The 23148-nt window shown below is 73.1% G+C and carries 23 protein-coding genes and 1 riboswitch; of the genes, 11 read left to right on the top strand and 12 right to left on the bottom strand.

The genetic code is table 11. The features are described 5' to 3' along the window. Positions 1–45: 45 nt before the first annotated feature. From AB0F56_RS24670 to thiO, 3 genes are all read right to left on the bottom strand, one after another. A complete protein-coding gene (locus AB0F56_RS24670) occupies positions 46–840 on the bottom strand; it encodes a thiazole synthase (RefSeq protein ID WP_362013342.1) in 795 nt (264 codons plus the stop codon). 5 nt (positions 841–845) lie between these two features. Next, complete coding sequence (gene thiS, locus AB0F56_RS24665; RefSeq protein WP_362013340.1) at positions 846–1061, bottom strand: sulfur carrier protein ThiS; 216 nt, start codon at positions 1059–1061, stop codon at positions 846–848. Then, positions 1058–2260: a glycine oxidase ThiO gene (gene thiO, locus AB0F56_RS24660; RefSeq protein WP_362013339.1), complete on the bottom strand. Its 1203-nt coding sequence runs from the start codon at positions 2258–2260 to the stop codon at positions 1058–1060. The genes thiS and thiO overlap by 4 nt, the downstream gene beginning before the upstream one ends. After that, positions 2258–2370: riboswitch (TPP riboswitch) on the bottom strand. Its footprint overlaps the gene before it by 3 nt. A 54-nt stretch (positions 2371–2424) precedes the next feature. Between thiO and AB0F56_RS24655 the strand changes: the two genes are divergently transcribed. From AB0F56_RS24655 to AB0F56_RS24630, 6 genes are all read left to right on the top strand, one after another. Next, a complete protein-coding gene (locus AB0F56_RS24655) occupies positions 2425–2766 on the top strand; it encodes a hypothetical protein (RefSeq protein WP_362013337.1) in 342 nt (113 codons plus the stop codon). 40 nt (positions 2767–2806) lie between these two features. Next, positions 2807–4009: an FAD-dependent oxidoreductase gene (locus AB0F56_RS24650; protein WP_362013607.1), complete on the top strand. Its 1203-nt coding sequence runs from the start codon at positions 2807–2809 to the stop codon at positions 4007–4009. Between the two features lie 271 nt (positions 4010–4280). Then, positions 4281–4646 carry an Rv2175c family DNA-binding protein gene (locus AB0F56_RS24645; RefSeq protein ID WP_331908833.1) on the top strand — a complete coding sequence of 122 codons (366 nt, stop codon included), beginning with the start codon at positions 4281–4283 and terminating at the stop codon, positions 4644–4646. Positions 4647–4735: 89 nt separating this feature from the next. Continuing rightward, positions 4736–5386 carry a thiamine phosphate synthase gene (gene thiE, locus AB0F56_RS24640; protein ID WP_362013336.1) on the top strand — a complete coding sequence of 217 codons (651 nt, stop codon included), beginning with the start codon at positions 4736–4738 and terminating at the stop codon, positions 5384–5386. A 121-nt stretch (positions 5387–5507) separates the two neighbouring features. Next, a complete protein-coding gene (metF, locus tag AB0F56_RS24635) occupies positions 5508–6425 on the top strand; it encodes a methylenetetrahydrofolate reductase [NAD(P)H] (RefSeq protein ID WP_362013335.1) in 918 nt (305 codons plus the stop codon). Positions 6426–6476: 51 nt separating this feature from the next. After that, positions 6477–7316 carry a hypothetical protein gene (locus AB0F56_RS24630; RefSeq protein WP_362013333.1) on the top strand — a complete coding sequence of 280 codons (840 nt, stop codon included), beginning with the start codon at positions 6477–6479 and terminating at the stop codon, positions 7314–7316. A gap of 27 nt (positions 7317–7343) precedes the next feature. Here the strand turns inward: AB0F56_RS24630 and AB0F56_RS24625 are convergent, their stop codons facing one another. The 5 genes from AB0F56_RS24625 to AB0F56_RS24605 form a co-directional block, all read right to left on the bottom strand. Further along, positions 7344–8777 carry an NAD(P)/FAD-dependent oxidoreductase gene (locus AB0F56_RS24625; protein ID WP_362013331.1) on the bottom strand — a complete coding sequence of 478 codons (1434 nt, stop codon included), beginning with the start codon at positions 8775–8777 and terminating at the stop codon, positions 7344–7346. 35 nt (positions 8778–8812) lie between these two features. Continuing rightward, positions 8813–9436 carry a DUF4126 domain-containing protein gene (locus AB0F56_RS24620; RefSeq protein WP_362013330.1) on the bottom strand — a complete coding sequence of 208 codons (624 nt, stop codon included), beginning with the start codon at positions 9434–9436 and terminating at the stop codon, positions 8813–8815. Between the two features lie 287 nt (positions 9437–9723). Continuing rightward, positions 9724–10332 (bottom strand): helix-turn-helix domain-containing protein, encoded by a 609-nt coding sequence (locus AB0F56_RS24615; protein ID WP_362013329.1) that lies wholly within the window; start codon positions 10330–10332, stop codon positions 9724–9726. 29 nt (positions 10333–10361) lie between these two features. Then, positions 10362–12449: a YhgE/Pip domain-containing protein gene (locus tag AB0F56_RS24610; protein WP_362013328.1), complete on the bottom strand. Its 2088-nt coding sequence runs from the start codon at positions 12447–12449 to the stop codon at positions 10362–10364. Continuing rightward, positions 12421–13362: an ATP-binding cassette domain-containing protein gene (locus AB0F56_RS24605; protein ID WP_362013326.1), complete on the bottom strand. Its 942-nt coding sequence runs from the start codon at positions 13360–13362 to the stop codon at positions 12421–12423. The genes AB0F56_RS24610 and AB0F56_RS24605 overlap by 29 nt, the downstream gene beginning before the upstream one ends. 165 nt (positions 13363–13527) lie before the next feature. Here AB0F56_RS24605 and AB0F56_RS24600 point away from each other — a divergent pair, with 165 nt between their 5' ends. The 3 genes from AB0F56_RS24600 (at position 13528) to AB0F56_RS24590 (ending at position 15541) form a co-directional block, all read left to right on the top strand. After that, positions 13528–13998: an SAV_6107 family HEPN domain-containing protein gene (locus AB0F56_RS24600; RefSeq protein ID WP_362013324.1), complete on the top strand. Its 471-nt coding sequence runs from the start codon at positions 13528–13530 to the stop codon at positions 13996–13998. Between the two features lie 80 nt (positions 13999–14078). Continuing rightward, entirely contained in the window at positions 14079–14867 is a 789-nt protein-coding gene (locus tag AB0F56_RS24595; protein WP_362013323.1) for a methyltransferase, read from the top strand. Between the two features lie 269 nt (positions 14868–15136). Continuing rightward, a complete protein-coding gene (locus tag AB0F56_RS24590; RefSeq protein ID WP_362013321.1) occupies positions 15137–15541 on the top strand; it encodes a DUF3040 domain-containing protein in 405 nt (134 codons plus the stop codon). Positions 15542–15755: 214 nt separating this feature from the next. On the opposite strand, the gene AB0F56_RS24585 is transcribed toward AB0F56_RS24590, so the two are convergent. The 4 genes from AB0F56_RS24585 to AB0F56_RS24570 all read right to left on the bottom strand — a co-directional run bounded on the left by AB0F56_RS24585 (position 15756) and on the right by AB0F56_RS24570 (position 21273). Next, positions 15756–18182 (bottom strand): DUF3488 and transglutaminase-like domain-containing protein, encoded by a 2427-nt coding sequence (locus tag AB0F56_RS24585; protein WP_362013319.1) that lies wholly within the window; start codon positions 18180–18182, stop codon positions 15756–15758. Further along, positions 18179–19555: a DUF58 domain-containing protein gene (locus AB0F56_RS24580; RefSeq protein WP_362013318.1), complete on the bottom strand. Its 1377-nt coding sequence runs from the start codon at positions 19553–19555 to the stop codon at positions 18179–18181. Before AB0F56_RS24580 ends, AB0F56_RS24585 begins: the two co-directional genes overlap by 4 nt. Beyond that, the gene (locus AB0F56_RS24575; protein ID WP_362013316.1) at positions 19555–20574 is read right to left on the bottom strand and encodes a MoxR family ATPase; all 1020 of its coding nucleotides are present in this window, start codon (positions 20572–20574) and stop codon (positions 19555–19557) included. Before AB0F56_RS24575 ends, AB0F56_RS24580 begins: the two co-directional genes overlap by 1 nt. A 168-nt stretch (positions 20575–20742) precedes the next feature. After that, positions 20743–21273: a carbonic anhydrase gene (locus AB0F56_RS24570; protein WP_362013315.1), complete on the bottom strand. Its 531-nt coding sequence runs from the start codon at positions 21271–21273 to the stop codon at positions 20743–20745. 312 nt (positions 21274–21585) lie between these two features. Between AB0F56_RS24570 and rsmH the strand changes: the two genes are divergently transcribed. Both rsmH and AB0F56_RS24560 read left to right on the top strand, forming a co-directional pair. Further along, the gene (rsmH, locus tag AB0F56_RS24565) at positions 21586–22545 is read left to right on the top strand and encodes a 16S rRNA (cytosine(1402)-N(4))-methyltransferase RsmH (RefSeq protein WP_362013314.1); all 960 of its coding nucleotides are present in this window, start codon (positions 21586–21588) and stop codon (positions 22543–22545) included. After that, positions 22542–23048: a cell division protein FtsL gene (locus AB0F56_RS24560; RefSeq protein ID WP_362013313.1), complete on the top strand. Its 507-nt coding sequence runs from the start codon at positions 22542–22544 to the stop codon at positions 23046–23048. Before rsmH ends, AB0F56_RS24560 begins: the two co-directional genes overlap by 4 nt. Positions 23049–23148 lie beyond the last annotated feature (100 nt).

Raw genomic sequence — 23148 nt, 5'->3', positions numbered from 1 at the left:
ACGCGACGCACGGCGCGCCTCGGGTCCCGAAGGGCTCCCGCGGGCTCAGAACGCGGGGCGTTCCGGGTCCAGGACCGCGCGGCCGTCCGTGGGGGAGGAGGCCTCGGCGAAGTGCCGGCGCGGGATCCGGCCCGCCCGATGGGCCAGGCGGCCAGCCTCCACCGCGTGCCGCATCCCCTCCGCCATCAGGACCGGGTCCTGCGCCCGGGTCACCGCGGAGGCGAGCATGACCGCCGAGCAGCCCAGCTCCATCGCCAGGGCGACGTCCGAGGCCGTGCCGGCCCCCGCGTCCAGGATCACCGGGACGCCCGCGCGATCGACGATCAGCTCGAAGTTGTGCGGGTTGCGGATCCCGAGCCCGGAGCCGATCGGCGAGCCGAGCGGCATGATCGCCGCGCACCCCACGTCCTCCAGCTTCCGCGCGAGGACCGGGTCGTCGTTGGTGTACGGCAGGACGATGAAGCCGTCGTCGACCAGCGTCTCGGCCGCGTCGAGGGTCTCGACCGGGTCCGGCAGCAGGGTCCGCTCGTCGGCGATGACCTCCAGCTTGATCCAGTCGGTGCCGAGCGCCTCCCGGGCCAGGCGTGCGGTCAGGATCGCCTCGCCCGCCGTGTAGCAGCCCGCCGTGTTCGGCAGCACGCGGATCGAGAGCTTCTCCAGGACGGAGAGGACCGAGCCCCGCACGGTCGGGTCGAGCCGCCGCATGGCGACCGTGGTCAGCTCGGTGCCGCTGACGGCCAGGGAGCGTTCGAGGATCTCCAGGCTCGGGGCGCCGCCCGTGCCGAGGATCAGCCGGGAGGAGAACTCCGTACCGCCGAGGAGGAAGGTGTCGTCGGACATCGCGCTCAGCCTCCCTGGACGGCGGTGAGGACCTCGACCCGGTCGCCCTCGCCGAGGACGGTCGCGGACCACTGGCTGCGCGGCACGACGGTCTCGTTGACGGCCGCCGCCACGCCCGAGGGCGCGGTGGTGAGCGTGGTGACCAGGGCGTCGAGGGTCGTGGGCGCGGCGAGGACACGCGCCTCGCCGTTGACGGAGACGGTCGTGTTCGTGGCGGTCATGCGGGCTGCTCCTGTCGTACGGGGGAGAAGCGGCGGGGAGTGAAGGGGCGGGCCTCGTCAGGAAGCGCGCCGGTGGTGAGGAACTCGGCCATGACGTCGCCGGTGACCGGAGTGAGCAGCACGCCGTTGCGGTAGTGCCCGGTGGCGAGGCGGAGGCCGTCGAGCGCGGTCGGGCCGAGCAGCGGCGCGTTGTCCGGCGACCCGGGGCGCAGGCCCGCCAGGGTCTCGGTGAGCGGCAGCTCGGTGAGGCCGGGGACCAGCTCGTGGGCGTCGCGGAGCAGCTCGTACACCCCGCCCGCCGTGACGGTGGTGTCCCAGCCCAGCTCCTCGCTGGTCGCGCCGACGACCAGCTCGCCGTTCTCGCGCGGGACGAGGTAGACGTGGCTGCCGCGCACGACCGCCCGGACGGTCCGGGACAGGAACGGCGCGAACGCGGGCGGCACGGTCAGCCGCAGGACCTGTCCCTTGACGGGACGTACGGGCGGCAGGACCTCCGGCGGTACGCCCGCGAGCCGGCCGCTGAGGCTGCCCGCGGCCAGCACGACCTGGTCCGCGGTGAGCTCGGTGCCGTCGGCGAGCGTCACGCCCGTGGCCCGGTCCCGTACCACCGTGAGGCGTTCGGCGAGGCTCCGGTGGAAGACCACCCCGGCCCGCTCGCAGGCGGTGACCAGGGCGGCGGCGAGGCGGCGCGGATCGACCTGGTGGTCGCCGTCGACCCGCAGTCCGCCGCGCACGCCCGGGGCGAGCATCGGCTCGAGGCGGCGGCACTCGCGCCCGTTGAGCCACTCCGACTCCAGGCCGGAGCGGATCTGCAGGGCGTGCAGATCGCGCAGATGGGCCCGGTCGTCGGCGTCGAGCGCGACGGCGAGCGTGCCGCAGGCGCGGTAGCCGACGTCGTGCCCGGTGGCTTCCTCGAGTTCGGCGACGAACGCGGGGTAGCGGTGCGCGGAGGCGAGGTTGAGGGCGAGCAGGGTCTCCTCGCCGTAGTGGAGTTCGGTGACGGCGGCGAGCATCCCGGCCGCCACGCGGGCGGCCCCGCCGCCGGGTTCGGGGTCCACGACCGCCGTGCTCAGCCCGCGCTGCGCGGACCGCCAGGCGGTGACCAGGCCGATGATGCCGCCCCCGACGACGAGAACGTCGGAGGTACCGCCTGTGCTGCGGGTACTGCCTGTACTGCCCGTACTGCGTGTACGCGACATGGGCGTCCAGCCCCTCCCTTCGCCGGCATGACCCGGATCAGGTTCGTACGGTCGGAGGCCGGCCAGCCTCCCTCTCAGCCCGGTGCGTCCGGGCTCCCGCGAGTGCTCTACGTTGACCGTCAGCCTAACCCCAGCCCCCGACGCCCAGTAAGGGAGCCTCCACCGTGCCCCGTTCTCTCGACGGACTCGTCCTCGCGCCGGTCGCCGACCAGGCCCCCGGTCAGGTCGGGACGCGTACCCGGTTCACGTACCACGAGGAGGAGGGCCGGATCTGGGCCGAGTACGCGGGCGGGGACGTCGTGCGCGGGTTTCTCGTCGGCACGCGCGCGGGGGACCGGCTCGACTTCCGTTACGTCCAGCTGAAGCAGGACGGAACGACCTCTTCCGGGCATTGCGTCTCGCTCGTGGTGGAGCTGCCGGACGGGCGCGTTCGGCTGGAGGAGAGCTGGGCATGGGAGTCCCAGGAGGGCTCCGGCACCAGCGTCGTGGAACAGCTGCCTTCCTGACGGTACGTCAGATAGTTAAGGTGAACGGGTGAGCGAGCAGATGCAGGCAGAGCAGCGGGTCGTCGTCGTGGGCGCCGGGATGGCGGGGGTGCAGACCGCCGTGGCCCTGCGCGAACAGGGCTTCACCGGGGCGGTCACCCTCATCGGGGCCGAGCCCCACCAGCCCTACGACCGGCCGCCGCTGTCCAAGGCGGTCCTCCTCGGCAAGGCCGAGGACTCGGCTTTCGACGTCGACTTCGAGGCGCTCGCCATCGAGCTGCGCCTCGGCCTCGACGTGACCGGGCTGCGCGCCGACGCTCACGAGGTCGACACCGAGGCCGGGCCCGTCCCGTACGACGTCCTGGTCCTCGCCACCGGCGCCGAACCGATCACCCTGCCCGGCACCGAGGGCGTCCCCGGGGTCCACCTGCTGCGCACCCTCGACGACGCCGCCCGCCTCAAGCCCGTCCTGGAGCGCCGCCACGACATCGTGGTCGTCGGCGCCGGCTGGATCGGCGCCGAGTTCGCCACCGCCGCGCGCGAGGCGGGGTGCGCGGTCACCGTCGTCGAGGCCGCCGACCGCCCGCTCGCCGGCGCGCTGCCCGCCGAGGTCGCCGCCCCGATGGCGCGCTGGTACGAGGAGAGCGGCGCCGAACTCCTCACCCACGCGCGCGTGGAGTCCGTCGAACCCGGCACGGTCGTCCTCACCGACGGCCGGCGGCTGCCCGCCGACGCGGTCGTCGTCGGCATCGGCGCCCGGCCCGCCACCCGGTGGCTCACCGGCTCCGGCATCGCCCTGGGCGCGGACGGCTCCGTCACCGCCGACGACCGGCTGCGCACCTCCCTGCCCGACGTGTACGCCGTCGGCGACTGCGCCTCCTTCCCCTCCGCCCGCTACGGCGCCCGGCTCCTCGTCCACCACTGGGACAACGCGCTCCAGGGCCCGAGGGCCGTCGCGGCCGACATCATCGGCGAGACCCCCACGGTCTACGACCCGGTGCCGTACTTCTGGTCCGAGCAGTTCGGCCGCTTCGTGCAGTACGCCGGCCACCACAGCGGAGCCGCCGAACTGGTCCGGCGCGGTGACCCGGCCGACCCCTCCTGGTCCGTCCTCTGGCTCCACGACGGCTCCCTCGTCGCCCTGCTCGCCGTCGGCCGCCCCCGCGACCTGGCCCAGGGCCGCAAGCTGATCGAGTCCGGCGCCAAGCTCGACCCCACCCGCGCCACCGACCCCACCGTCCCTCTGAAGGCCGCAGTCCAGTAAGGGGCTGTCCGGCGGATCATGGCCGGGGCCGCGACGCCTGGCACGGCACTCCCCCAAGCTCTTCGAGCAGGGGGGACCCCCACGCCGCGTTGCCGAAACGCCCCGATAGCTCCGCTATCGAGACGCTCCGGCGCCTTGCGATGCGTCCCCTGGGCCCAGAGGGCCTGGGGAGGCCCCATGCGCCAGACGCCGCGTCCTTTCCGGCCCTGATCCGCCGGACAGCCCCTAGCCCGACTACCGACTGTCAGTCCGGGATGGCAGGCTTGTTCCCGTGACCGAGATTGACGCAAAGACCGATGCTCTCGTCCCCGCCTGGCTCTACCTCCCCGACATCGCGGAAATGCTCGATGTCGAGGTGACGCGCGTGCGGCAGCTGGTCAAGGAGGGCCAGCTCATCGCCGTACGACGCGGCGAGAACAAGGCGCTTCAGGTGCCCGCCGCCTTCATCGACGGCGACAAGGTGGTCAAGGGCCTCTCCGGGACCCTGACCCTCCTGAAGGACGACGGCTTCACCGACGAAGAGATGCTGGAGTGGCTCTTCACTCCCGACCCCACCCTGCCGGGCACGCCCGCGCAGGCCCTCAGCGAGAATCGCGGCACGGAGGTGAAGCGCCGCGCCCAGGCGCTCGCCGTCTGACGCACACGCTCCGAAACACCACAGGAGGCCCTGGGGGCCGGCTCCGCCCGGCCCCCTCGGACCGCCGCACCCAACGGGGGGAACCACCCATGTCCACGCCTCGCGCGCAGCTCGCCGACGCCCGGCTCTACCTCTGCACGGACGCCCGCAGGCGCCAGGGAGACCTGCCGGCCTTCCTCGACGCCGTGCTCTCCTCCGGCGTGGACATCGTGCAGCTCCGCGACAAGGGCATGGAGGCCGGTGAGGAGCTGGAGCACCTCGCCGTCTTCGCCGAGGCCTGCCGTCGGCACGGCAAGCTGCTCGCGGTGAACGACCGGGCCGACGTCGCCCACGCCATCGGCTCCGACGTGCTGCACCTGGGCCAGAACGACCTGCCCGTCCCCGCCGCCCGGAAGATCCTCGGCGAGGACGTGCTCATCGGCCGCTCCTGCCACGCCGAGTCCGAGGTGGACGCGGCCGCCGCCGAGCCCGGCGTGGACTACTTCTGCACCGGCCCCTGCTGGCCCACCCCCACCAAGCCCGGGCGGTACGCCCCCGGCCTCGGCCTCGTGCGGTACGCCGCCGCCCTTGAGCAGGACCGCCCCTGGTTCGCGATCGGCGGTATCGACGAGACGAATCTCGACGAGGTCCTGGACGCGGGCGCCCGCCGCATCGTCGTCGTCCGCGCGATCACCGAGGCCGACGACCCGGCCGCGGCGACGGCCCGCCTGGCCAAGCGGATCCGCGAGCGCTCCGCCTAGCGCACACCCTCCGTGGCGCCCCGACGGGCGGCAGGGAAACCCCGTCCGAACGGTGTCCAAAAAGGTGTCCACGACTCGGACACCACTTCGTCGGCCGCAGCACCCCGTCTAACCTGCCGGTATGGCCCTAGGTACCGCTTCCACCCGCTCGGACCGCGCACGCACGGTCCGCGAGATCCTCGCGTCCGGCAAGCCGTCGTACTCGTTCGAGTTCTTCGCGCCCCGCACCGAGAAGGGCGAGCGGAGCCTCTGGAACGCCATGCGCCGCGTCGAGGCGGTCGGCCCCAGCTTCGTCTCCGTGACCTACGGCGCCGGCGGCACCACCCGCGGCGGCACCGTCAAGGCCACCCAGAAGATCGCCGGCGACACCACCCTCACCCCCGTCGCCCACCTCACCGCCGTCGACCACTCGGTCGCCGAGCTGCGCAACGTGCTCGGCCAGTACGCCGACGCCGGCATCCGCAACATGCTCGCGCTGCGCGGCGACCCGCCGGGCGACCCGCTGGGGGAGTGGGTCGAGCACCCCGAGGGCGTGCAGTACGCAGCCGACCTCGTTCGGCTGATCAAGGAGTCCGGCGACTTCTGCGTGGGCGTCGCCGCCTTCCCCGAGATGCACCCGCGGTCCACCGACTGGGACACGGACATCCGTCACTTCGTGGACAAGTGCCGGGCCGGCGCGGACTACGCCATCACCCAGATGTTCTTCGATCCCGAGAACTATCTGCGGATGCGCGACAGCGTCGTGAAGGCCGGCTGCGAGACGCCGATCATCCCCGAAGTCATGCCTGTTGTGAACGTGAAGACCCTCGACAGGCTGCCCCAGCTGAGCAACGCTCTCTTCCCGGCGGATGTGAAAGACCGCATCCTCGCCGTCAAGGACGATCCGGCCGCTGTACGCTCCATTGGCATCGAGTTCGCGACGGAGTTCTGCGCACGTCTGCTCTCCGAGGGTGTCCCCGGACTGCACTTCATCACGCTGAACAACTCCACCGCGACGCTGGAGATCTACGAGAATCTCGGACTGCACGTGCAGTCGTGACCGGCGTACCCGCCCCAGACCCGCGGCGGTGGCCGTAGGAGAGGGGCGGGCATGGGGTGGACGGTCCTCTACATCGCGTTCGGTGTCGTCGCGTTGTGGCTGCTGGGTGAGGTGCTCCTGCAGTACAAGGCGAGGCTGCGCTGGCGCGTGCTCGCCTTCTGCGGCTTCCTCGGGGTCGTCCTCGGTGTGCTGATGCCGTCCGTCGCGGTGATCATCGTGGGCGCGGTGGCCTTCGCCGTCGGCCAGACGTACGTGACGCTCTCCTTCCGCCGCGGCTTCTCCACCGGCTGGGCGATCGGCGGCAGCCCCGGCGCGAGCCGCCGCCGCAAGTCCGGCCCGCCCGCCGAGGCCGCAGGCCCCACGCTGGAGGTCAGCGACCTCGCGTACGAGCCGGTCGACCCCGCGCACGACGAGACACAGGCCGAGACGACGGCCGTCTACGAGCCCCAGCCGATGCCCGAGGACACCGGGCAGTACGGCATCTACACCCCCGCGTACGACCATGCGCAGGCCCACGCCGAGACTCCGCAGCACTCCTACGGGGGATATGACGGCGGCTACGGCGGCTACGAGCAGCACCCGGGGTACGCACCGCAGCCCGGGTACGAGCAGCCCGCCTACGACTACGACGGCGGCAGGCAGCAGTACGCCGCCTACTCCGACCCGTACATCGGCCCGGGCACGGACGGCCAGCAGTACGCCGCGTACGACTACGGCACCGGCGGCCAGCAGTCCTACGCGGACCCGTACGCGCCCTCGTACGCCTACGACACCCCGCCCGGCGGGGTGTGGGTGCCGCAGCAGCGGGACGGCGAGCAGCCCGCCCCGCCGCCGCAGCAGGGCGGCCAGGAGTACTACGGCTACGACAACGACCAGCAGTACCGGTACTGAGACGTACGCCGGCTCCCGGGCTCGCCTCTACCGGGAGCCGCGGAAGTCGTCGCCCTCGACGATCAGTCCGGCCACCAGCGCGCCCGACATGCCCGCGTGGGCGAGCCCGCCGCCCGGGTGGGACCAGCCGCCCGCGAAGTACAGGCCCGGCAGCGGGGAGCGGTTGGCCGCCGGGAGGTACATGCCCCGGCCGCCCGCGAGCGCGGGCCCGGGGACCTCGGCGGCGCCCGTCTCGCGCCGGGTGTCCTCGGGGGTGCGGACCTCCTGCCAGAGCAGCCGCTCGCGGAGCCCCGGCACGGCGGACTCCGCCGCCGTGACCAGCTCCCCGGCGAGCTCCGCCCAGTCGTGCTCGGGGTACAGGTCCACCGTCGCGGAGAGCGTCACCGACTCGTGGCCGGCGTCGGGGCGCAGCGCCGGGTCGTCGGGCCGCAGCACGGTCACCGTCGGCCGGTCGCCGGCCGCGTGCACCACCGTGCGGTGCGCGGCCCCCGCCTCGCGCGCGCCGCGCAGGGCCAGACAGACCGTCAGCCGGCCCGTCGTGTCCGTCTGGTACGACGGCCAGTCGTCCTGGCGCTCCCAGGCCACGACGTGCTCGCCGTAGAGCGCCGGCAGGGGCGCCCCCGCGACCACGTGGTCGGCCGCCACGATCTCGCCGCCCGCCAGCTCGACCCCGGCCGCCCGGCCGTCCTTCTCCACGACCCCCGTGACGGCGGAGTCGAAGACGAACTCCACCCGCCGCTTCAGGCACCGCTGGTGCACCGCGTCCGCGAGGGCCCGGATGCCCCCGCTCACGTACCAGGACCCGAAGGTCTGCTCCATGTACGGCAGGACGGTCGCCGAGGCGGGGGCGGTGGCCGGATCGAAGCCGTACGCCCACGCGTACGCGTCGAGGAGGGCGACGAGCCGGGGGTCCCGCAGCTCCCGCGCGCCGACCTGGGCGAGCGTGGTCGTGGGGCGGCGCAACAGGCCCGCCTTGAGCGCCGGGTACGGCTCCCGGGCGAGCGGCGTGGTGTCCGCGGCCTGCGGCTCCTCCAGGAGGGGGCGGCGCGTGCGGTCCCAGGCCTCGCGGGCCCGGACCAGGAAGTCGCCCCAGCGCTCGCCCGCGCCCGCGCCGAGCGCCGCGTCCAGGGCGGAGACGGTGCCGGACCGTGAGGCGTTCGGCAGATCCACGCGGGTGCCGTCGGCGAAGACATGACGGCTCGCCGGGTCGACCTGCGTCAGCTCGACGAGCTCCTCCAGGGGCTCCTTGCCGGTCTTGACGAACAGATCGCGGTATACCGCGGGCAGGTGCAGCAGACCGGGGCCGGTGTCGAAGCCGAACCCGTCCCGCTCGAAGCGGCGCACCGCACCGCCGTACGTCCCGCCGCGCTCGTACACCGTCACCCGGTGGCCCGCCACGGCCAGCCGGGCGGCCGCCGCCATGGCGCCCATCCCGGCGCCGATCACCACAATCCGTGCCATGTCAGGGACCCTATCGGCCGCCACCGACAGCCTTGTCAGTCGGGCGGGACCGAGTGCCGAGGCTGCGCGGCGGCCAGCCGGCGCTCCTCCCTGCGCTGCGCCCTGCGGCGCAGGAAGCGGCGGATGGCGTGGGCCAGGAAGATCAGTATCACCAGGCCGAGCACGAGCAGGACGGCCGCGATGATCGCCGCCGCCTGGGGGTTGAACATGGCGAAGGTGATGATCCCGGCGACGCCCAGGTCCTCCGCCGTGCTCATGGCGATGTTGGAGAACGGTTCCGGCGAGGTGTTGATCGCCATCCGGGTCCCGGCCTTGACGAAGTGGCTCATCAGCGCGGTCGAGCCGCCGACCGCGCCGGCCGCCAGGTCGGAGAGCGAACCGGACTGTCCGGCCAGCAGGGCACCGACCACGGCTCCGGCCACCGGCCGGATCACGGTGTGGACGGAGTCCCAGACGGAGTCGACGTAGGGGATCTTGTCCGCCACCGCCTCGCAGAGGAACAGCACTCCGGCGGCGATCAGGACGTCGGTGCGCTGCAGCGACTCGGGCACCTCGTCGGTGAGACCGGTCGCGCCGAAGACGCCGAGCAGGAGGACCACCGCGTACGCGTTGATCCCGCTCGCCCAGCCGCTGGTGAAGACCAGGGGGAGTACGGACACGTCCGCGATCGTAACCAGCTCTGAGTATCCGTACCTAGGTGTCGAGATGAGTAGGTACGCGGATGGGCTCCGACCTGCGCGGACGAGAGAGTGGTGTCCACGGAAGGGGCGCGGCTCCGGGACCGCCGACACGGGGTGGCGGAACGGGGCCGCGCGCCTGCCGGTACGGGGGCACGGGGGGCACGGGGGGCACGGGGGTGCACGGGGGTGCAGGGAACGCGAACGGCGAGGCTCGGGGGGATCGAGCCTCGCCGTTCGTCGTGTCGCCGTCGTGTGTGATGGGGGGGCTAACGCCCGCTCACGCGCCCGTGCAGCAGCCGGGACAGGGCGCTGTGGACGTCGTCGAGTGAGCGCTCCCGCTGGAAGGCCTGCCAGTCGAGGGCGGCCACCAGGACCATCCCGACCAGCGCCGCCGCCGTGAGCGGAATGTCGATCTCCCCGCTCAGCTCGCCCTCCTCGACGCCCTGGCGCAGCACACCCTCCACCACCGCGACCGCCTGCTGGCGGACCACCAGAAGGGTCGAGTTCCAGGCCCGGTTGGTGCGCCAGAGCTCGGCCACGTACAGCTGGGTGAAGGCCGGATAGCGGTCGATGAAGACCAGTCCCGCCCGGATCATCGCGTCCAGCGCGTCGATCCGGCTCCCGCCCTGCCGCTCCGTCTCCTCGGCCGCCTCCCGAAGGGAGGCGGTGAGCAGACCGACGCCGTGCCGCAGCAGCTCCTCGAAGAGCTCGGTCTTGCTCTTGAAGTTGTAGTAGACCGTGCCCTTGGCGACCCCCGCGCGCTCCGCGATCTCGTCCACCGTCGTCGCCGAGAAGCCCTGCTCGGCGATGAGCGTGACGGCGGCCTCGTAGAGCTTCGCGCGCGTGGCCTGGCGTCTGGTGCTGCTGCTGTCCATGGGCTCGATTCTCACAGGTTCCGGTGGTGTCACAGGCTCAGATCGGGGTGCAGCCGGTCGAGCGTCCAGACCTGCTTGCGCCGGGCCGACACGGCGGTCAGGGCGAGCGCCCCGAGCGTGAACGCGGCGAGCACCGCGCACGCCTGCCAGACGGGTCCGATCCCGCCGCCCGAGATCAGCCGGCGCAGCGACTCGACCACGTAGCTCATCGGCAGGAAGGGGTGGATGGCGTTGAAGAAGCCGGGGCTGGTCTGCACCGGGTACGTGCCGCCCGCCGAGGTCAGCTGGAGCATCAGCACGGCGAGCACCAGGATCCGGCCCGCCGCGCCGAAGCGGGCGTTGAGCCACTGGATGATCGCGGCGAAGCAGCAGGTCACCAGGGCGAGGAAGCCGACCGTTCCGGCAGCCCTCGCCATCTGCAGGCCGAGACCCCAGTGCAGGACCGACATCAGCGCGGCGACCTGGAGCAGCCCGATGGCCGCGACGGGCAGCCAGCCGGCCAGGGCGATCCGCCAGGCGGAGGCGCCGGCGGCGAGCGCGCGCCGGTTGAGGGGCTGGATGAGCATGTACGCCACCATCGCGCCGACCCAGAGGGAGAGCGGGATGAAGTACGGGGCGAATCCGGTGCCGTAGTTGGGCGCCTTGTGGAGCGACTGGGAGGCCAGCTCGACCGGGTCCGCCATGACCTCCGTACGCCGATCGCGCTCGTCCTTGTCGTAGTCGGGGATCCTGGTGACCCCGTCCTTCAGGCCGGTGGCCAGCTCGCCCGAGCCGTCGGCCAGCTTGAACAGGCCGCCGTCGAGGTCCCCGGCGCCCTTCTTCAGCTTGCCGACGCCGGTGTCGAGGTTCACCGAGCCGCCCTTGGCGCTGGTCAGGCCCGTGTGGAGCTCGTCGGCACCCTTGGCGACCTTCTGGGCGCCCTCGTTCAGCTTGTTGATCTTCTTGACGGCGTCCTCGAGGTCGGTGTCGAGGTGCGGGGCCGCCTTGGCGACCTCGGCGGCCTGCTTCTGGACGGTGGCGAGCTTGGCGTCGAGCTTCTTCAGGTCGCCGTCGCTGTCCTTGGTCAGCTCGTGGAGATCGTCGGCGATCTTGGCCACGTCGTTCGCCGAGACCTTGGCCTCCTTGAGGACCTCGCAGGCCTTGGCGTCGGGGAGCAGGGCGTCGACGCACTGCTTCTTGTGGAGCGCCTCCAGCTTGTCGTCGGCCAGGTGCGCGGCGCTCCGCGCGAGCGGGGCGCGCCGGACCACGTCGGCAAGGTCGTTGCGGACCGCCGTGGCCGCGTCGCCGACCAGGCGTGCGGTGTCGCCGATCGCCTTGCCGTTGTCCTTCAGGTACGGGCGGACCTTGGCGGCCGTCCCGTTGACCTTGTCGGCGAGCTCCTTCGTACCGGCCGCGACCTGCCGGGAGCCGGTCTCCAGCTGGTCCGCGCCCTTGTCGAGCTTCTTCAGGCCGCCTGCCAGGTTCCCGCTGCCGCTCTTGGCGTCCTTCAGCCCGTCGGCCAGGTCCTTGGAGCCCTTCTTGGCCTTGTCCACGCCGTCCTTGACGTCACCCGCGCCCTTGGCCGCCTCGGCGGTGGCCTCGTGGATGTCCGAGAAGGAGATGAAGATCTTGTCGAGGAAGGAGCGCGAGGACTTGGTCGAGGCGGCGGTGCGGACCTCGGAGAAGACCGTCCGCGAGATCTGCCCGACGATGTAGTTGTTGGCGTCGTTCGTGCGGACCTGCAGCGCGCCGGTCTCCGGGGAGTCGCCCGAACTGGAGGCGATCCGGGAGCTGAAGTCGCCGGGCATGGTCAGCGAGAGGTAGTACGTCCCGTCCTCCACGCCCTCGCGCGCCTCGGCGTCGCTCACCTGGTGCCACTCGAAGACCTTGCTGTCCAGCAGGTTCTCGGTGATGTCGGCGCCCGCGGTGATCTTCTTGCCGTCGGCGGTCGCGCCCTTGTCCTCGTTGACGAGCGCGACGGGTATCCGGTCGAGCCTGCTGTACGGGTCCCAGAAGGACCAGAGGTACAGCGCGCCGTACAGCAGCGGCAGCAGCAGGATCGCGACGAGCGCGGCGCGCGGCAGCTTCCCCCTGCCGAACCGCTTCAGCTCAAGCGCGGCCAGTTTCGGCGAGCGCATCGGCTTCCCCCTCCTCGGTCGTGTCTTCGTCGGTGCCGGCGGCGGTGTCTTCGTCTTCGGTCTCGCCGGCCGTGGCGTCTTCGTCGGCGTCCTCGGTCTCGCCGGCGGCGGCTTCTTCGCCGGCGCCCTCGGTGCTGTCGGCGCTCTCGGCGCTCTCGGCGTCCGTGTCGCCGCCGTCCTCCGCGGTCTCCGTGGCGTCCGCCGAGCGCGGTGCGGTGGTGATCTTCAGGGCGTCCTCGGGGGCCTCGCTGCACACCGCGAGCACGGTCGTGCCCGCGTCGGCGATCGAGCGGAGGAGCTTCCAGGCCTCGGCCCGGTCGGCGGCCGAGAGCTTGAGGTCGGTGTCGTCCAGGGCGAGCAGCCGGGGGCGACCGATCAGCGCCAGGGCCACGGAGAGGCGCAGCGCCTCCAGGCGCTCCAGGTCGCGTACGGAGGTCCGCTCGGCCTTCGGCAGGGCGTCAAGGTCGAGCCCTGCGGCCTCCAGGGCCGCGTCGATCCGCGCCTTCGCGGCGGCGGCGCGCTCGGCGGGCGGCCGGAACAGGGCCCGTACGGCGCCGTCGTACCGGCGCTGGAGCAGGGCGCGCTCGCGCAGGTGCTCGGCGACCGTGAGCGAAGGGTCGAGGTCGCTGACCCCGGGCACCGGGCCGAGCGCGCTGATCCGGCGCACGGCGGCCATCCGGCGGGGCAGCGGGAGCCCGGCGACCTCGGCGTGGCCCTCTTGGGGCTTCATCCGGCCGGTCAGCGCGAGCAGGAGACAGGTGCGCCCCGACCCGGACGGGCCCTCGATCGCGACGAGCGCGCCGGGTTCGGCCCGGAAGCCGACCTCGCGGAAGACCCAGCCGCGCGGCCCCTTCAGCCCGAATCCGTCCGCGACGACGGCGGCGCCGTGCGGCTCCTCCGGCTTCGCATCCACCGGTCCACCCCCCGTTTCCCCTTTTGAACTGACCAGTCAGTGCAAAAAACTTACCCCTGGATCGGCGATCTCGGCAAAACCGCAGGTCAGCGCGATTGTCAGTGGTGCCCGTCACGATGGACACATACGGACACCGAGCCGTCACACGACGACAGGAGGCACGTCATGAACAGCTCCTCCGCAGCCGCCGTCCACCCCGTGCTGCGCCGCCAGACCGCGCCGCCCGCCGCCCTCGATCTGCTCGCCCAGGCCGCCGCCGGTCTGGACGAGGCCGCCGGTCTCGACCGGCCCAACGAGCGGTACGCCACCGCCCACCTCGCCGCCCTGCGCACCGCCGCCGCCGTGCTCGCCGTCCGGGGCAGGCCCGAGACCAACCCGCGCAAGCGGACCCGGATCCGCAGCGCCTGGGAGGTGCTGCCGGAGATAGCGCCGGAGCTCACGGAGTGGAGCGCCCTGTTCGCCTCCGGTGCCGCCCGCCGGGCCCGCGCCGAGGCGGGCATCCCGGGCGCGGCCACCCCGAGGGACGCCGACGACCTGATCCGGGACGCCGGGATGTTCCTGCGCCTCGTCGAGCGGCTCCTCGTCCTCCAGCCCGTACTGCCCCGCCGACCGGCCGACGGGGAAGCCACCGGGTGAGGGGGCGGCTGAGCCGGGGACGGCCCGCGAGGCCATAGGGTGGGAGGCGTTCGTACACCGTCACCGAGGAGTCAACAGCCGTGTCGGACCCTTCCCCTGTCTTCGGTCGAGAGGCGTCGTCGCGCCCGTCGCGCGCCTCCCTTCGTACGGCCGTCGTCTGGGACGTCCTCAAGGACGCCCTCGACCGCCGGGTCAAGGCCACCGGGAAGGACAGCCTCGATGTCCTCGACACGGGCGGCGGCTCCGGCAACTTCGCGGTCCCGGTGGCCCGGCTCGGCCACCGGGTCACGGTCGTCGACCCCAGCCCCAACGCCCTCTTCGCGCTGGAGCGCCGGGCCGCCGAGGCCGGCGTGGCCGAGCGGGTCACCGGGGTCCAGGGCGACATCCACGGCCTCTTCGACGTGGTCGGCCGCGACGGGTACGACGTGGTGCTCTGCCACGGCGTCCTGGAGTACGTGGACGACCCGGCCGAGGGCGTACGGAACGCGGCCGCCGCACTGCGGGACGGCGGCGCCCTCAGCCTGCTCGCGGCGGGCGTCGGCGGCGCCGTCCTCGCCCGCGCGCTGGCCGGACACTTCACCGAGGCCAGGAACGCCCTCGGCGACCCCGACGGACGCTGGGGCGACGGCGACCCGGTGCCCCGGCGCTTCACCGCCGACCAGCTCACCGGGCTGGCCCGCGCGGCCGGTCTGGACGTCGGCGCGGTCCACGGCGTACGGGTCTTCGCCGACCTCGTCCCCGGTGTCCTGGTGGACACCGAGCCCGGCGCCGCGGAGGCGCTGCTCAAGCTGGAGGCCGCCGCGGCGGAGCTTCCGTCGTTCCATGCCATCGCCACCCAGTTGCACCTCCTGGGCGAGAAGCGCGCCTGATACCCGGGGGTGGTGCGCTGATCAGCGACGCAGCCGCACATGGAGTACGCCACAGAACCTCCGGTCGACGGCTTTGCCCCGTATGATCGGGGGACACGATCCGGCATGACGGGCAAGGTGCTGGGGAATCAACGCCTCAGCAACCCGACCGCGTGGCGGCCCGGATTGACGAATAGGCGTTGAGGGCGGGTTTCACGGGGGCGAATCCCTGCCTATCCTGAAAGGGCCGCATCCCGGTCGCCCCCGCGACCGACGACTAGGAGGACTCCGTGCCGCTCTCGGAGCACGAGCAGCGAATGCTCGAGCAGATGGAGCGAGCGCTGTACGCCGAAGATCCCAAGTTCGCGACAGCGCTCGAGGGAAGCGGGCTGCGTACGTACACCCGGCGACGGGTCTACCAGGCAGTCGCCGGCTTCCTGGTGGGTATCGCGCTCCTCATGGCTGGAATGGTCGCTCAGCAGTGGTGGATCAGCGTGGTGGGGTTCCTCGTCATGCTGGGCTGCGCGGTGATGGCCGTGACAGGCTGGCGCAAGGCGCCCAAGCCGGGTGAGCAGCAGGCGAGTGCGGGGGAGGCGGCCGGTGGCCGTCGGACCCGACAGCGTCGCTCGATGATGAACCGGATCGAGGAGCGCTGGCAGCGCCGCCGCGACGAGCAGCAGGGCGGCGGCCACTGAGGCCGCGCCGAGGGCCCTGCCCCTGACAGGTGGTTTCCCGAGCGAGCCCCGTGGGCCCGGAACGCGACAACGCGTCCCGGGCCCACGGGGCTCGTCGCATGTCTCGTGGAGTTGCGATGTAGGCGTCACCCGATCCGCTGCGGGGCCGGCGCCGAAAACGCCGGGGGCCGGTGCCCCGCCCCCGTAAGGGCGGGGCACCGGCCCCCGGCCGGCGTCAGCCCTCGTGGCGGGACGGGCGCTGGAACCGGGCGGTCGCCCGGGCCTTCAGGGCGTCGCGGCGGGCGCCCCAGGCCGTCGTCGTGGCCGACCACCAGGAGGAGGCCCGCCAGATCACCCGGACGGTCGAGCGCGGCGCCAACAGGGCGCGGAGCCGGACCCGTCGGGAGGCGACCGCCGCGAAGCCCGACCGGACCAGCGCCACCTCGTCCACGAGGCCCGTTCCAGGGCGGGGCTCCGGGGCGTAGAGCACCTGCTCGACCGCCCGCGCCACCCGGTGCACCGCATTCGCCGGCTCGCCCTCAAGGGAGCCGAGCCGCACGATCCGCGCCGCCGTCCTGCGGGGCGTCATCGACTCGTCCGGGACCACCCCGTGGTCCCAGGCCGTGTCGTTGATCTCCTGCCACGCGGCCAGCGTCCTGGCCACCCCGTCCTCGGCCGTACGGCCCGGGGAGCCGAGCCGCCGGGCCCGTACCCGGGTCCGGTACAGCAACGGCGACAGCGGGATCAGCAGCGCCACCGCGACCCCCAGGGTCACCAGCGCCACCGTCAGGAGATCCGGGCCGCCGCCGTCCGACGCGTCGGCGCCCGCCGGCTCGTCCTGGCCGCACTCGCCCTGCCGGCGCATCTGCGCCGGGCAGCTCTCCGAGGTCCTCGGCGCCGCGGACGGCGTCGCCGACGAGCCCGTCGACGGCTGCGCCGACTCGCTCGGCGTGCCCGAGGGGGACTGCTCACGCGTGTACTCCGGCGTGGAGCCCCGGGACGGGGTCGGCTCGAACCGGGTCCACCCCGCGCCCTCGAAGTACAGCTCGGGCCAGGCGTGGGCGTCCCGGATGCCGACCGACATCGTGCCGTCGGACTGCCGGCTGCCCGGCATGAAGCCGACCGCCACCCGCGCCGGGATCCCGAGCGAGCGGGCCATCGCCGCCATCGAGAACGAGAAGTGGACGCAGAAGCCCTCGCGGCGCTCCAGGAAGCGCGAGATCGCCTGGACTCCCGTACCGGACTCCACCTCGACGTCGTAGCGGAAGCCGCCGTCCGTCGTGAACCAGTCCTGGAGCTTCACCGCCCGCTCGTAGTCGTTCCGGGCGCCCTTCGTGACCTGCAGAGCCGTCGCCCGGACGTCGAGCGGCAGCGAGTCGGGGACCTTGGTGTACTCCGTACGGAGCGCCTCCGGCGCCGGAGGCGCCGCCGCCAGCTGCTGGGCCGTCGGCCGGACGTCCAGGCTGGTCACCGTGTACCGGGCGCCCTTGGTGTTCTGCCCGTCGTCGCCGACGAGCATCCGCCCGGCCGGCTCGTACCGCCAGCGCCCGCCGATCTCCACCCGGTCCGCCGGGAAGGGCATCGGCAGCCACTTCTGCTCGTACGTCGGGGAGGCGACGAAGTTGCCCGTCACCTCGACCGTGCGGACCTGGTCGCTCAGCCCGGCCGGCCGGGGCAGCCGCTCGGGCACGTCCTGGATCGGCCGGACCGAGGACTTCCACGACGTGCCGTCGAACTGGTCGAGCGCCACGAGCCGCAGATACATGCCGCTCGTGTCGGTCGCGTTCGTCCGGTACCGGAGCACCTCGCGGTCCTCGGGCTGCCGCAGGTTGTCCTGGAGCGAGACCAGCGGGTTGACCGCCGAGATCGTGCCGCCCTTGCCCCGGTCGCCGGGGCCCTCGCCCGCGCCGAACAGGCCGCCCGAGAGCGTGGGCAGCACGGCCGGAACGGCCAGCGCGACACCCATGGCGAGCACGCCGATCCGCCGACCGGTCCGCACGGCGGCGAGCGCCTTCCCGCCCCCGCCCCCGGAGCCGGCCGGCGTCCCCGGACTGCCGGCCCGCGCCGCGCCGCCGAAGACCCGGCCCCACTGCGAGAGCCGGTCCCGGCTCTCGGCCAGGAGCAGCAGGAGGTAGCCGGAGGCCGCGAGCAGGAACCAGATCCAGCTCGCCCCGCCCTCGGAGAGCCCCGCGGCCACCGAGTACAGCGCAAGCAGCGGCAGGCCCGCGGGGGCCGCGCTGCGGAAGGTCACCGCGACGGTGTCCACCAGGAGCCCGATCAGGAGCACGCCGCTGACCACCATCAGCCGGATGCCGTCGGTGTCCGGGGCGGGCGGGGCGTACGTGCCGACGTCATTGGCGCCCGCCTGGAACAGCGCGGCGAACCGCTCGAAGGCCTGCGGCCCCGGCAGGATGCCGAGCAGCGCCTCCTGCCGGGCGAAGACCAGGGTCAGCGCGAGGAGCGTGACGACGAACTGGGCCGCCACTGTCAGCGGCCTGGCCAGCGGCACGCGCCGGGTCAGCGCGCCGACCCCGCTCTGCAGCGCGAGCAGGAACGCCGCCGTGAAGATCCACGTCGACGGGTTCACCAACGGCAGGAGCGCGCCCGCCGCCATCAGCGTGGCCGCGTAGGCGCCCAGTGTCAGCCGCCCGCGGCCGCTCATGCCCAACCTCCGTACGTGTCACCCGGGGCGCTCTCCGCCCGGATGCCGCTCGCCTGCCGCCACAGCTCGGCGAGCCTGGCCCCCGGGGGCACGGCCAGCGCCGTCCACCCGGCCTCGCGCAGCTGCCGCAGCCGCTCGTCGACCGCACCGGCCACGGCGCCCCCGGTCAGCCATGTCCCGGAGTCCAGGACGAAGGCGACGGCCGCGCCACCGCGCTGGCGCATCCGGGCGGCCAGTGCGGCCTGCTCCTCGTCGATGTCGCCGACGAAGGCGACCAGCAGGCCTTCGTTCCCCCCGCGCAGCATGTCGTACGCGCGGGAGAGCCCGGCCCCGTCGGAGTGGTCCACGACGGCCAGGGCGTCCATCATCAGCCCGGCCGCCTCGGCCGAGTCCTGCGAGGTGCCCGCGAACCCCTCGGCGCCCTCGCCGGGCACCGCAGTGCCCGTGTCGGTGAGGAGCCGTACCGAGAAGCCCCGCTCCAGCATGTGGACCAGGACGGAGGCCGCGCCGGACACCGCCCACTCGAAGGCCGAGTCCGGGCCCGCGCCCTGATAGGCGATCGCACGGGTGTCCAGCAGCACCGTGCAGCGGGCCCGCTGCGGCTGCTCCTCACGGCGCACCATCAGCTCGCCGTAGCGCGCGGTGGAGCGCCAGTGCACCCGGCGCAGGTCGTCGCCGTGGCGGTAGGCGCGCGGAATGATGTCGTCGTCCCCGGCCAGCGCCAGCGAGCGCAGGGAGCCGTCGCCGTACCCCGACGCCTCGCCGGTCAGCTTCACCGCGGGCAGCGCCTCGGTCCTGGGGACGACGGTCAGGGTGTCGTACGCACTGAACGAGCGGGTCAGCTCGCACATCCCGAACGGGTCGTTCAGCCGCAGCTGGAGCGGCCCCAGCGGGAACCGGCCGCGCAGATCGGAGCGGACCCGGTACGACACCTCGCGCCGGCCGCCCGCCTCGACCCGGTCCAGGACGAACCGGGGCCGCGGCCCGAGCATGTACGGGACGTGGTCCTGGAGCATGAGCAGCCCGGTGGGCAGCTTGGAGACGTTGTCCATCCGGAGATGGACGCGGGCCTCCGAGCCGACCGCCACCCGCTGCGGGGAGAGCCGCCGGCTGCCCGCGACCCGGTAGCGGGTGCGGTGGAGCACGCCGACGCAGATCAGCGGCAGCGCGGCGAGCAGCAGGCCGACACGCAGCAGGTCGCCCTGGCCGAGGACGTAGGCGCAGATCCCGGCGGCGACCCCGGCGGCCAGGAAGGACCGGCCGCGCGTGGTGAGACCGCTCAGGGCGGCGCGCAGACCGGTCGGATCCTCACCCGGGCGACCGTCCCGGTCGTCGTCGCCCCGCTGCCCCTCCGGCGCGGCGGAGGTGGCCATCACAGCGGCCGGACGCCGGGCTGCTGCTGGCCGTAGTGCGGGCCGGCGGGCGGCGCCGCGGCGGGGACGGGCGTGCGCTGCAGGATGTCGCGGACGACCTGCTCCGAGGTGCGCCGGTTCAGCTGGGCCTGCGCCGTCGGCAGCAGCCGGTGGGCGAGGACGGGCACGGCGAGGGCCTGGAGATCGTCCGGCAGGACGTACTCGCGGCCGCTCAGCGCGGCGGACGCCTTGGCGGCGCGCAGCAGGTGCAGCGTGGCCCGCGGGGAGGCGCCGAGCCGCAGGTCCGGGTGGGTGCGGGTGGCGGCGACGACGTCCACCGCGTACCGGCGGACGGAGTCGGCGACGTGGACCGCCCGTACCGCGTCGATCAGCTTGACGATGTCGTGGGCGTGCGCCACGGGCTGCAGGTCGTCGAGCGGGTTGACCGCCCCGTGGATGTCGAGCATCTGGAGCTCGGCCTCCGCGCTGGGGTAGCCGATGGAGACCCGGGCCATGAAGCGGTCGCGCTGCGCCTCGGGGAGCGGGTACGTGCCCTCCATCTCCACCGGGTTCTGCGTGGCCACCACCATGAACGGGCTCGGCAGCTCGTACGTCTGCCCGTCCACCGTGACCTGCCGCTCCTCCATGGACTCCAGGAGCGCGGACTGGGTCTTCGGCGACGCGCGGTTGATCTCGTCGCCGATCACGATCTGGGCGAAGATCGCGCCCGGCTTGAACTCGAAGTCACGCCGCTGCTGGTCGAAGATCGACACGCCCGTGATGTCCGAGGGCAGCAGATCGGGCGTGAACTGGATGCGGCGCACCGAGCAGTCGATGGACCGCGCCAGCGTCTTGGCCAGCATCGTCTTGCCGACGCCGGGGACATCCTCGATCAGAAGATGTCCCTCGGCGAGCAGCACGGTCAGCGAAAGCCGTACGACCTCAGGCTTGCCCTCGATCACACCCTCCACCGACCTGCGGACACGCTCCGCTGTGGTGGTCAGATCTGTGAGGCTCGCTCGATCGTCATAGGTCGTCACCCGGCCCTCCTCGGCCCCTCCGTAAACACCGACACCTGCCCCCGCGGTGATTCGGGGGGTGTCACCCGAGCATTCTTGTTGCCCTGGCCGGGTTGTGTCACTTGGCTGTGGACAAGTGGGATCGATATGCCGGGGTTTGCTCTGTTGCGCCCAGGAGATCGGGGCCGATCAGGCCGGGTCGATCTCACGGAGCAGACCGGTGGTCACGTCGAAGACGAAGCCCCGGACGTCCTCGGTGTGCAGCAGGAACGGCGAGGTGCGCACCCGCTGCATCGACTGCCGGACGTCCTGCTCGACATCGCGGAAGGACTCCACGGCCCAGGCCGGCCGCTGGCCGACCTCCATCTCGATGTCGTGCCGGAACTCCTCGGTGAGGGACTCCAGGCCGCAGCCGGTGTGGTGGATGAGCACCACGCTGCGCGTGCCGAGGGCGCGCTGGCTGATCGTGAGGGAGCGGATCACGTCGTCGGTGACGACACCGCCCGCGTTGCGGATGGTGTGGCAGTCGCCGAGTGAGAGGCCGAGCGCGGCGTGCAGGTCGAGCCGGGCGTCCATGCAGGCGACGACGGCCACGTTCAGGACGGGCCGGGCGTCCATGCCCGGGTCGGCGAAGTCGGCGGCGTATCGCGCGTTGGCCTCGACGAGGCGGTCGGTGACGGTACCGGCGGATTCGGCGGAGAAGTGCGCAGAGGTCGACATGTTGATGACGGTAGTGGTCACGTGCGTGACAAGCCCGCTGTGAGAGCGGACAAAGAACATCAATGAGCCTTGTTGTGAGGTAACCCACAGGAAGGAGAAGGCGGGGTCCATTCGGGTGAGTCGACATGAATGTCCGGCTCCGCTCGAAGGCCCGCGCGACGCGCCAGCCGGTTGATTGACCGTCGGGGTCAGTGGACTAAAGTGGCGCGGAGTTTGACGGAGACAATGAGCGATTTCCGCAGTTTCTCCCCCGCGTGTGCGGCGGATGCGTAGCGGCCGCGCCGAATCTGAGCCGAATTCTGAGAGGGCGCATTGAGCAACGACCGACACGTCCCGGTGATGCTCCAGCGGTGCCTGGACATGTTGGCCCCCGCACTGGAGCGCCCCGGCGCGGTCGTCGTCGACTGCACCCTCGGCCTCGGCGGGCACAGCGAGGCGCTGCTCAAGCGGTTCCCCGAGGCGCGCCTGGTCGCCCTCGACCGGGACAAGGAGGCGCTGCGCCTCTCCGGCGAGCGGCTCGCCCCCTACGGGGAGCGCGCGAACCTCGTCCACGCGGTCTACGACGAACTGCCCGAGGTCCTCGACCGGCTCGGCGTCCCGCGCGTCGACGGCATCCTCTTCGACCTGGGCGTCTCCTCCATGCAGCTCGACGAGGCCGACCGCGGCTTCGCGTACGCGCAGGACGCGCCGCTCGACATGCGCATGGACCAGACGACCGGGGTCAGCGCGGCGGAGGTCCTCAACACCTACCCGGCCGGCGAACTGGTCCGGATCCTGCGGGCGTACGGCGAGGAGAAGCAGGCCAAGCGGATCGTCTCGGCGATCGTGCGCGAGCGCGACAAGGAGCCGTTCACCAACAGTGCCCGCCTGGTCGAGCTGATCCGGGACGCGCTCCCGCAGGCCGCCAAGCGCACCGGCGGCAACCCGGCCAAGCGCACCTTCCAGGCCCTGCGCATCGAGGTCAACGGCGAACTGACGGTCCTTGAGCGGGCGATCCCGGCGGCCGTGAAGGCGCTCGCGGTGGGCGGCCGGATCGCGGTCCTGTCGTACCACTCCCTGGAGGACCGGCTGGTCAAGCAGGTCTTCGCGGCGGGCGCGGCCAACACCGCGCCGCCCGGCCTGCCGGTGGTCCCGGAGCAGTACCAGCCCCGCCTGAAGCTCCTCACCCGCGGCGCGGAACTCCCCACCGAGGAGGAGATCGCCGAGAACCGCCGCGCGGCCCCGGCCAGGCTCCGAGGGGCTCAGCGCATCCGGGAGGACGTCCCCGCATGACGACGAAGGGGCCGCTCAAAGGGCGGGCCGCGCGGCTCGGGCGGCTGATGCCGTCGGGGCCGAGCAGTGCGGCCCGTACCCCCTTCGTCCTCCTCGTCGTCGTGCTCCTCGGCGGCGGGCTCATCACGCTCCTGCTGCTGAACTCCGCCCTCAACCAGGGCTCCTTCAAGCTGCGCGACCTCAAGAACCGCACGACCGAGCTGACCGACGAGGAGCAGGCCCTCCAGCGGGACGTGGACGACCGCTCCGCGCCCGACGCGCTGGAGCGGCGGGCCCGTGAGCTCGGCATGGTCCCCGGCGGCAGCCCGGCCTTCCTGGAGCCGGACGGGACGGTCAAGGGCAAGCCGTCCAAGGCCTCGGCCCCGAAGCCCGACCCGACGCCGACCACGAAGCCCGCCCCCACGGCGACGGCCACCCCGAGCGGCCCGCCGCCCGCGAGCCCCACCACGGCGCCACCGCCCGCGCCCACGACCGCGCCCGCCCCGACGAACTCCGGCAGGTGACCTCAGTGCCCCCCAAGGAGCCCCCGCGCCGCCGCGTGCCCGGCCCCGCGCACCCCGGCCGCCCGGCCCGCCCCCGGCCCTCGGCCGCCGCACGTCCGGC

Source organism: Streptomyces sp. NPDC026092 (assembly GCF_040638605.1).
Classification (GTDB): domain Bacteria; phylum Actinomycetota; class Actinomycetes; order Streptomycetales; family Streptomycetaceae; genus Streptomyces.
Note: the sequence above shows the minus strand (reverse complement) of the source record. Positions and strands in the feature narration are given on the sequence as shown.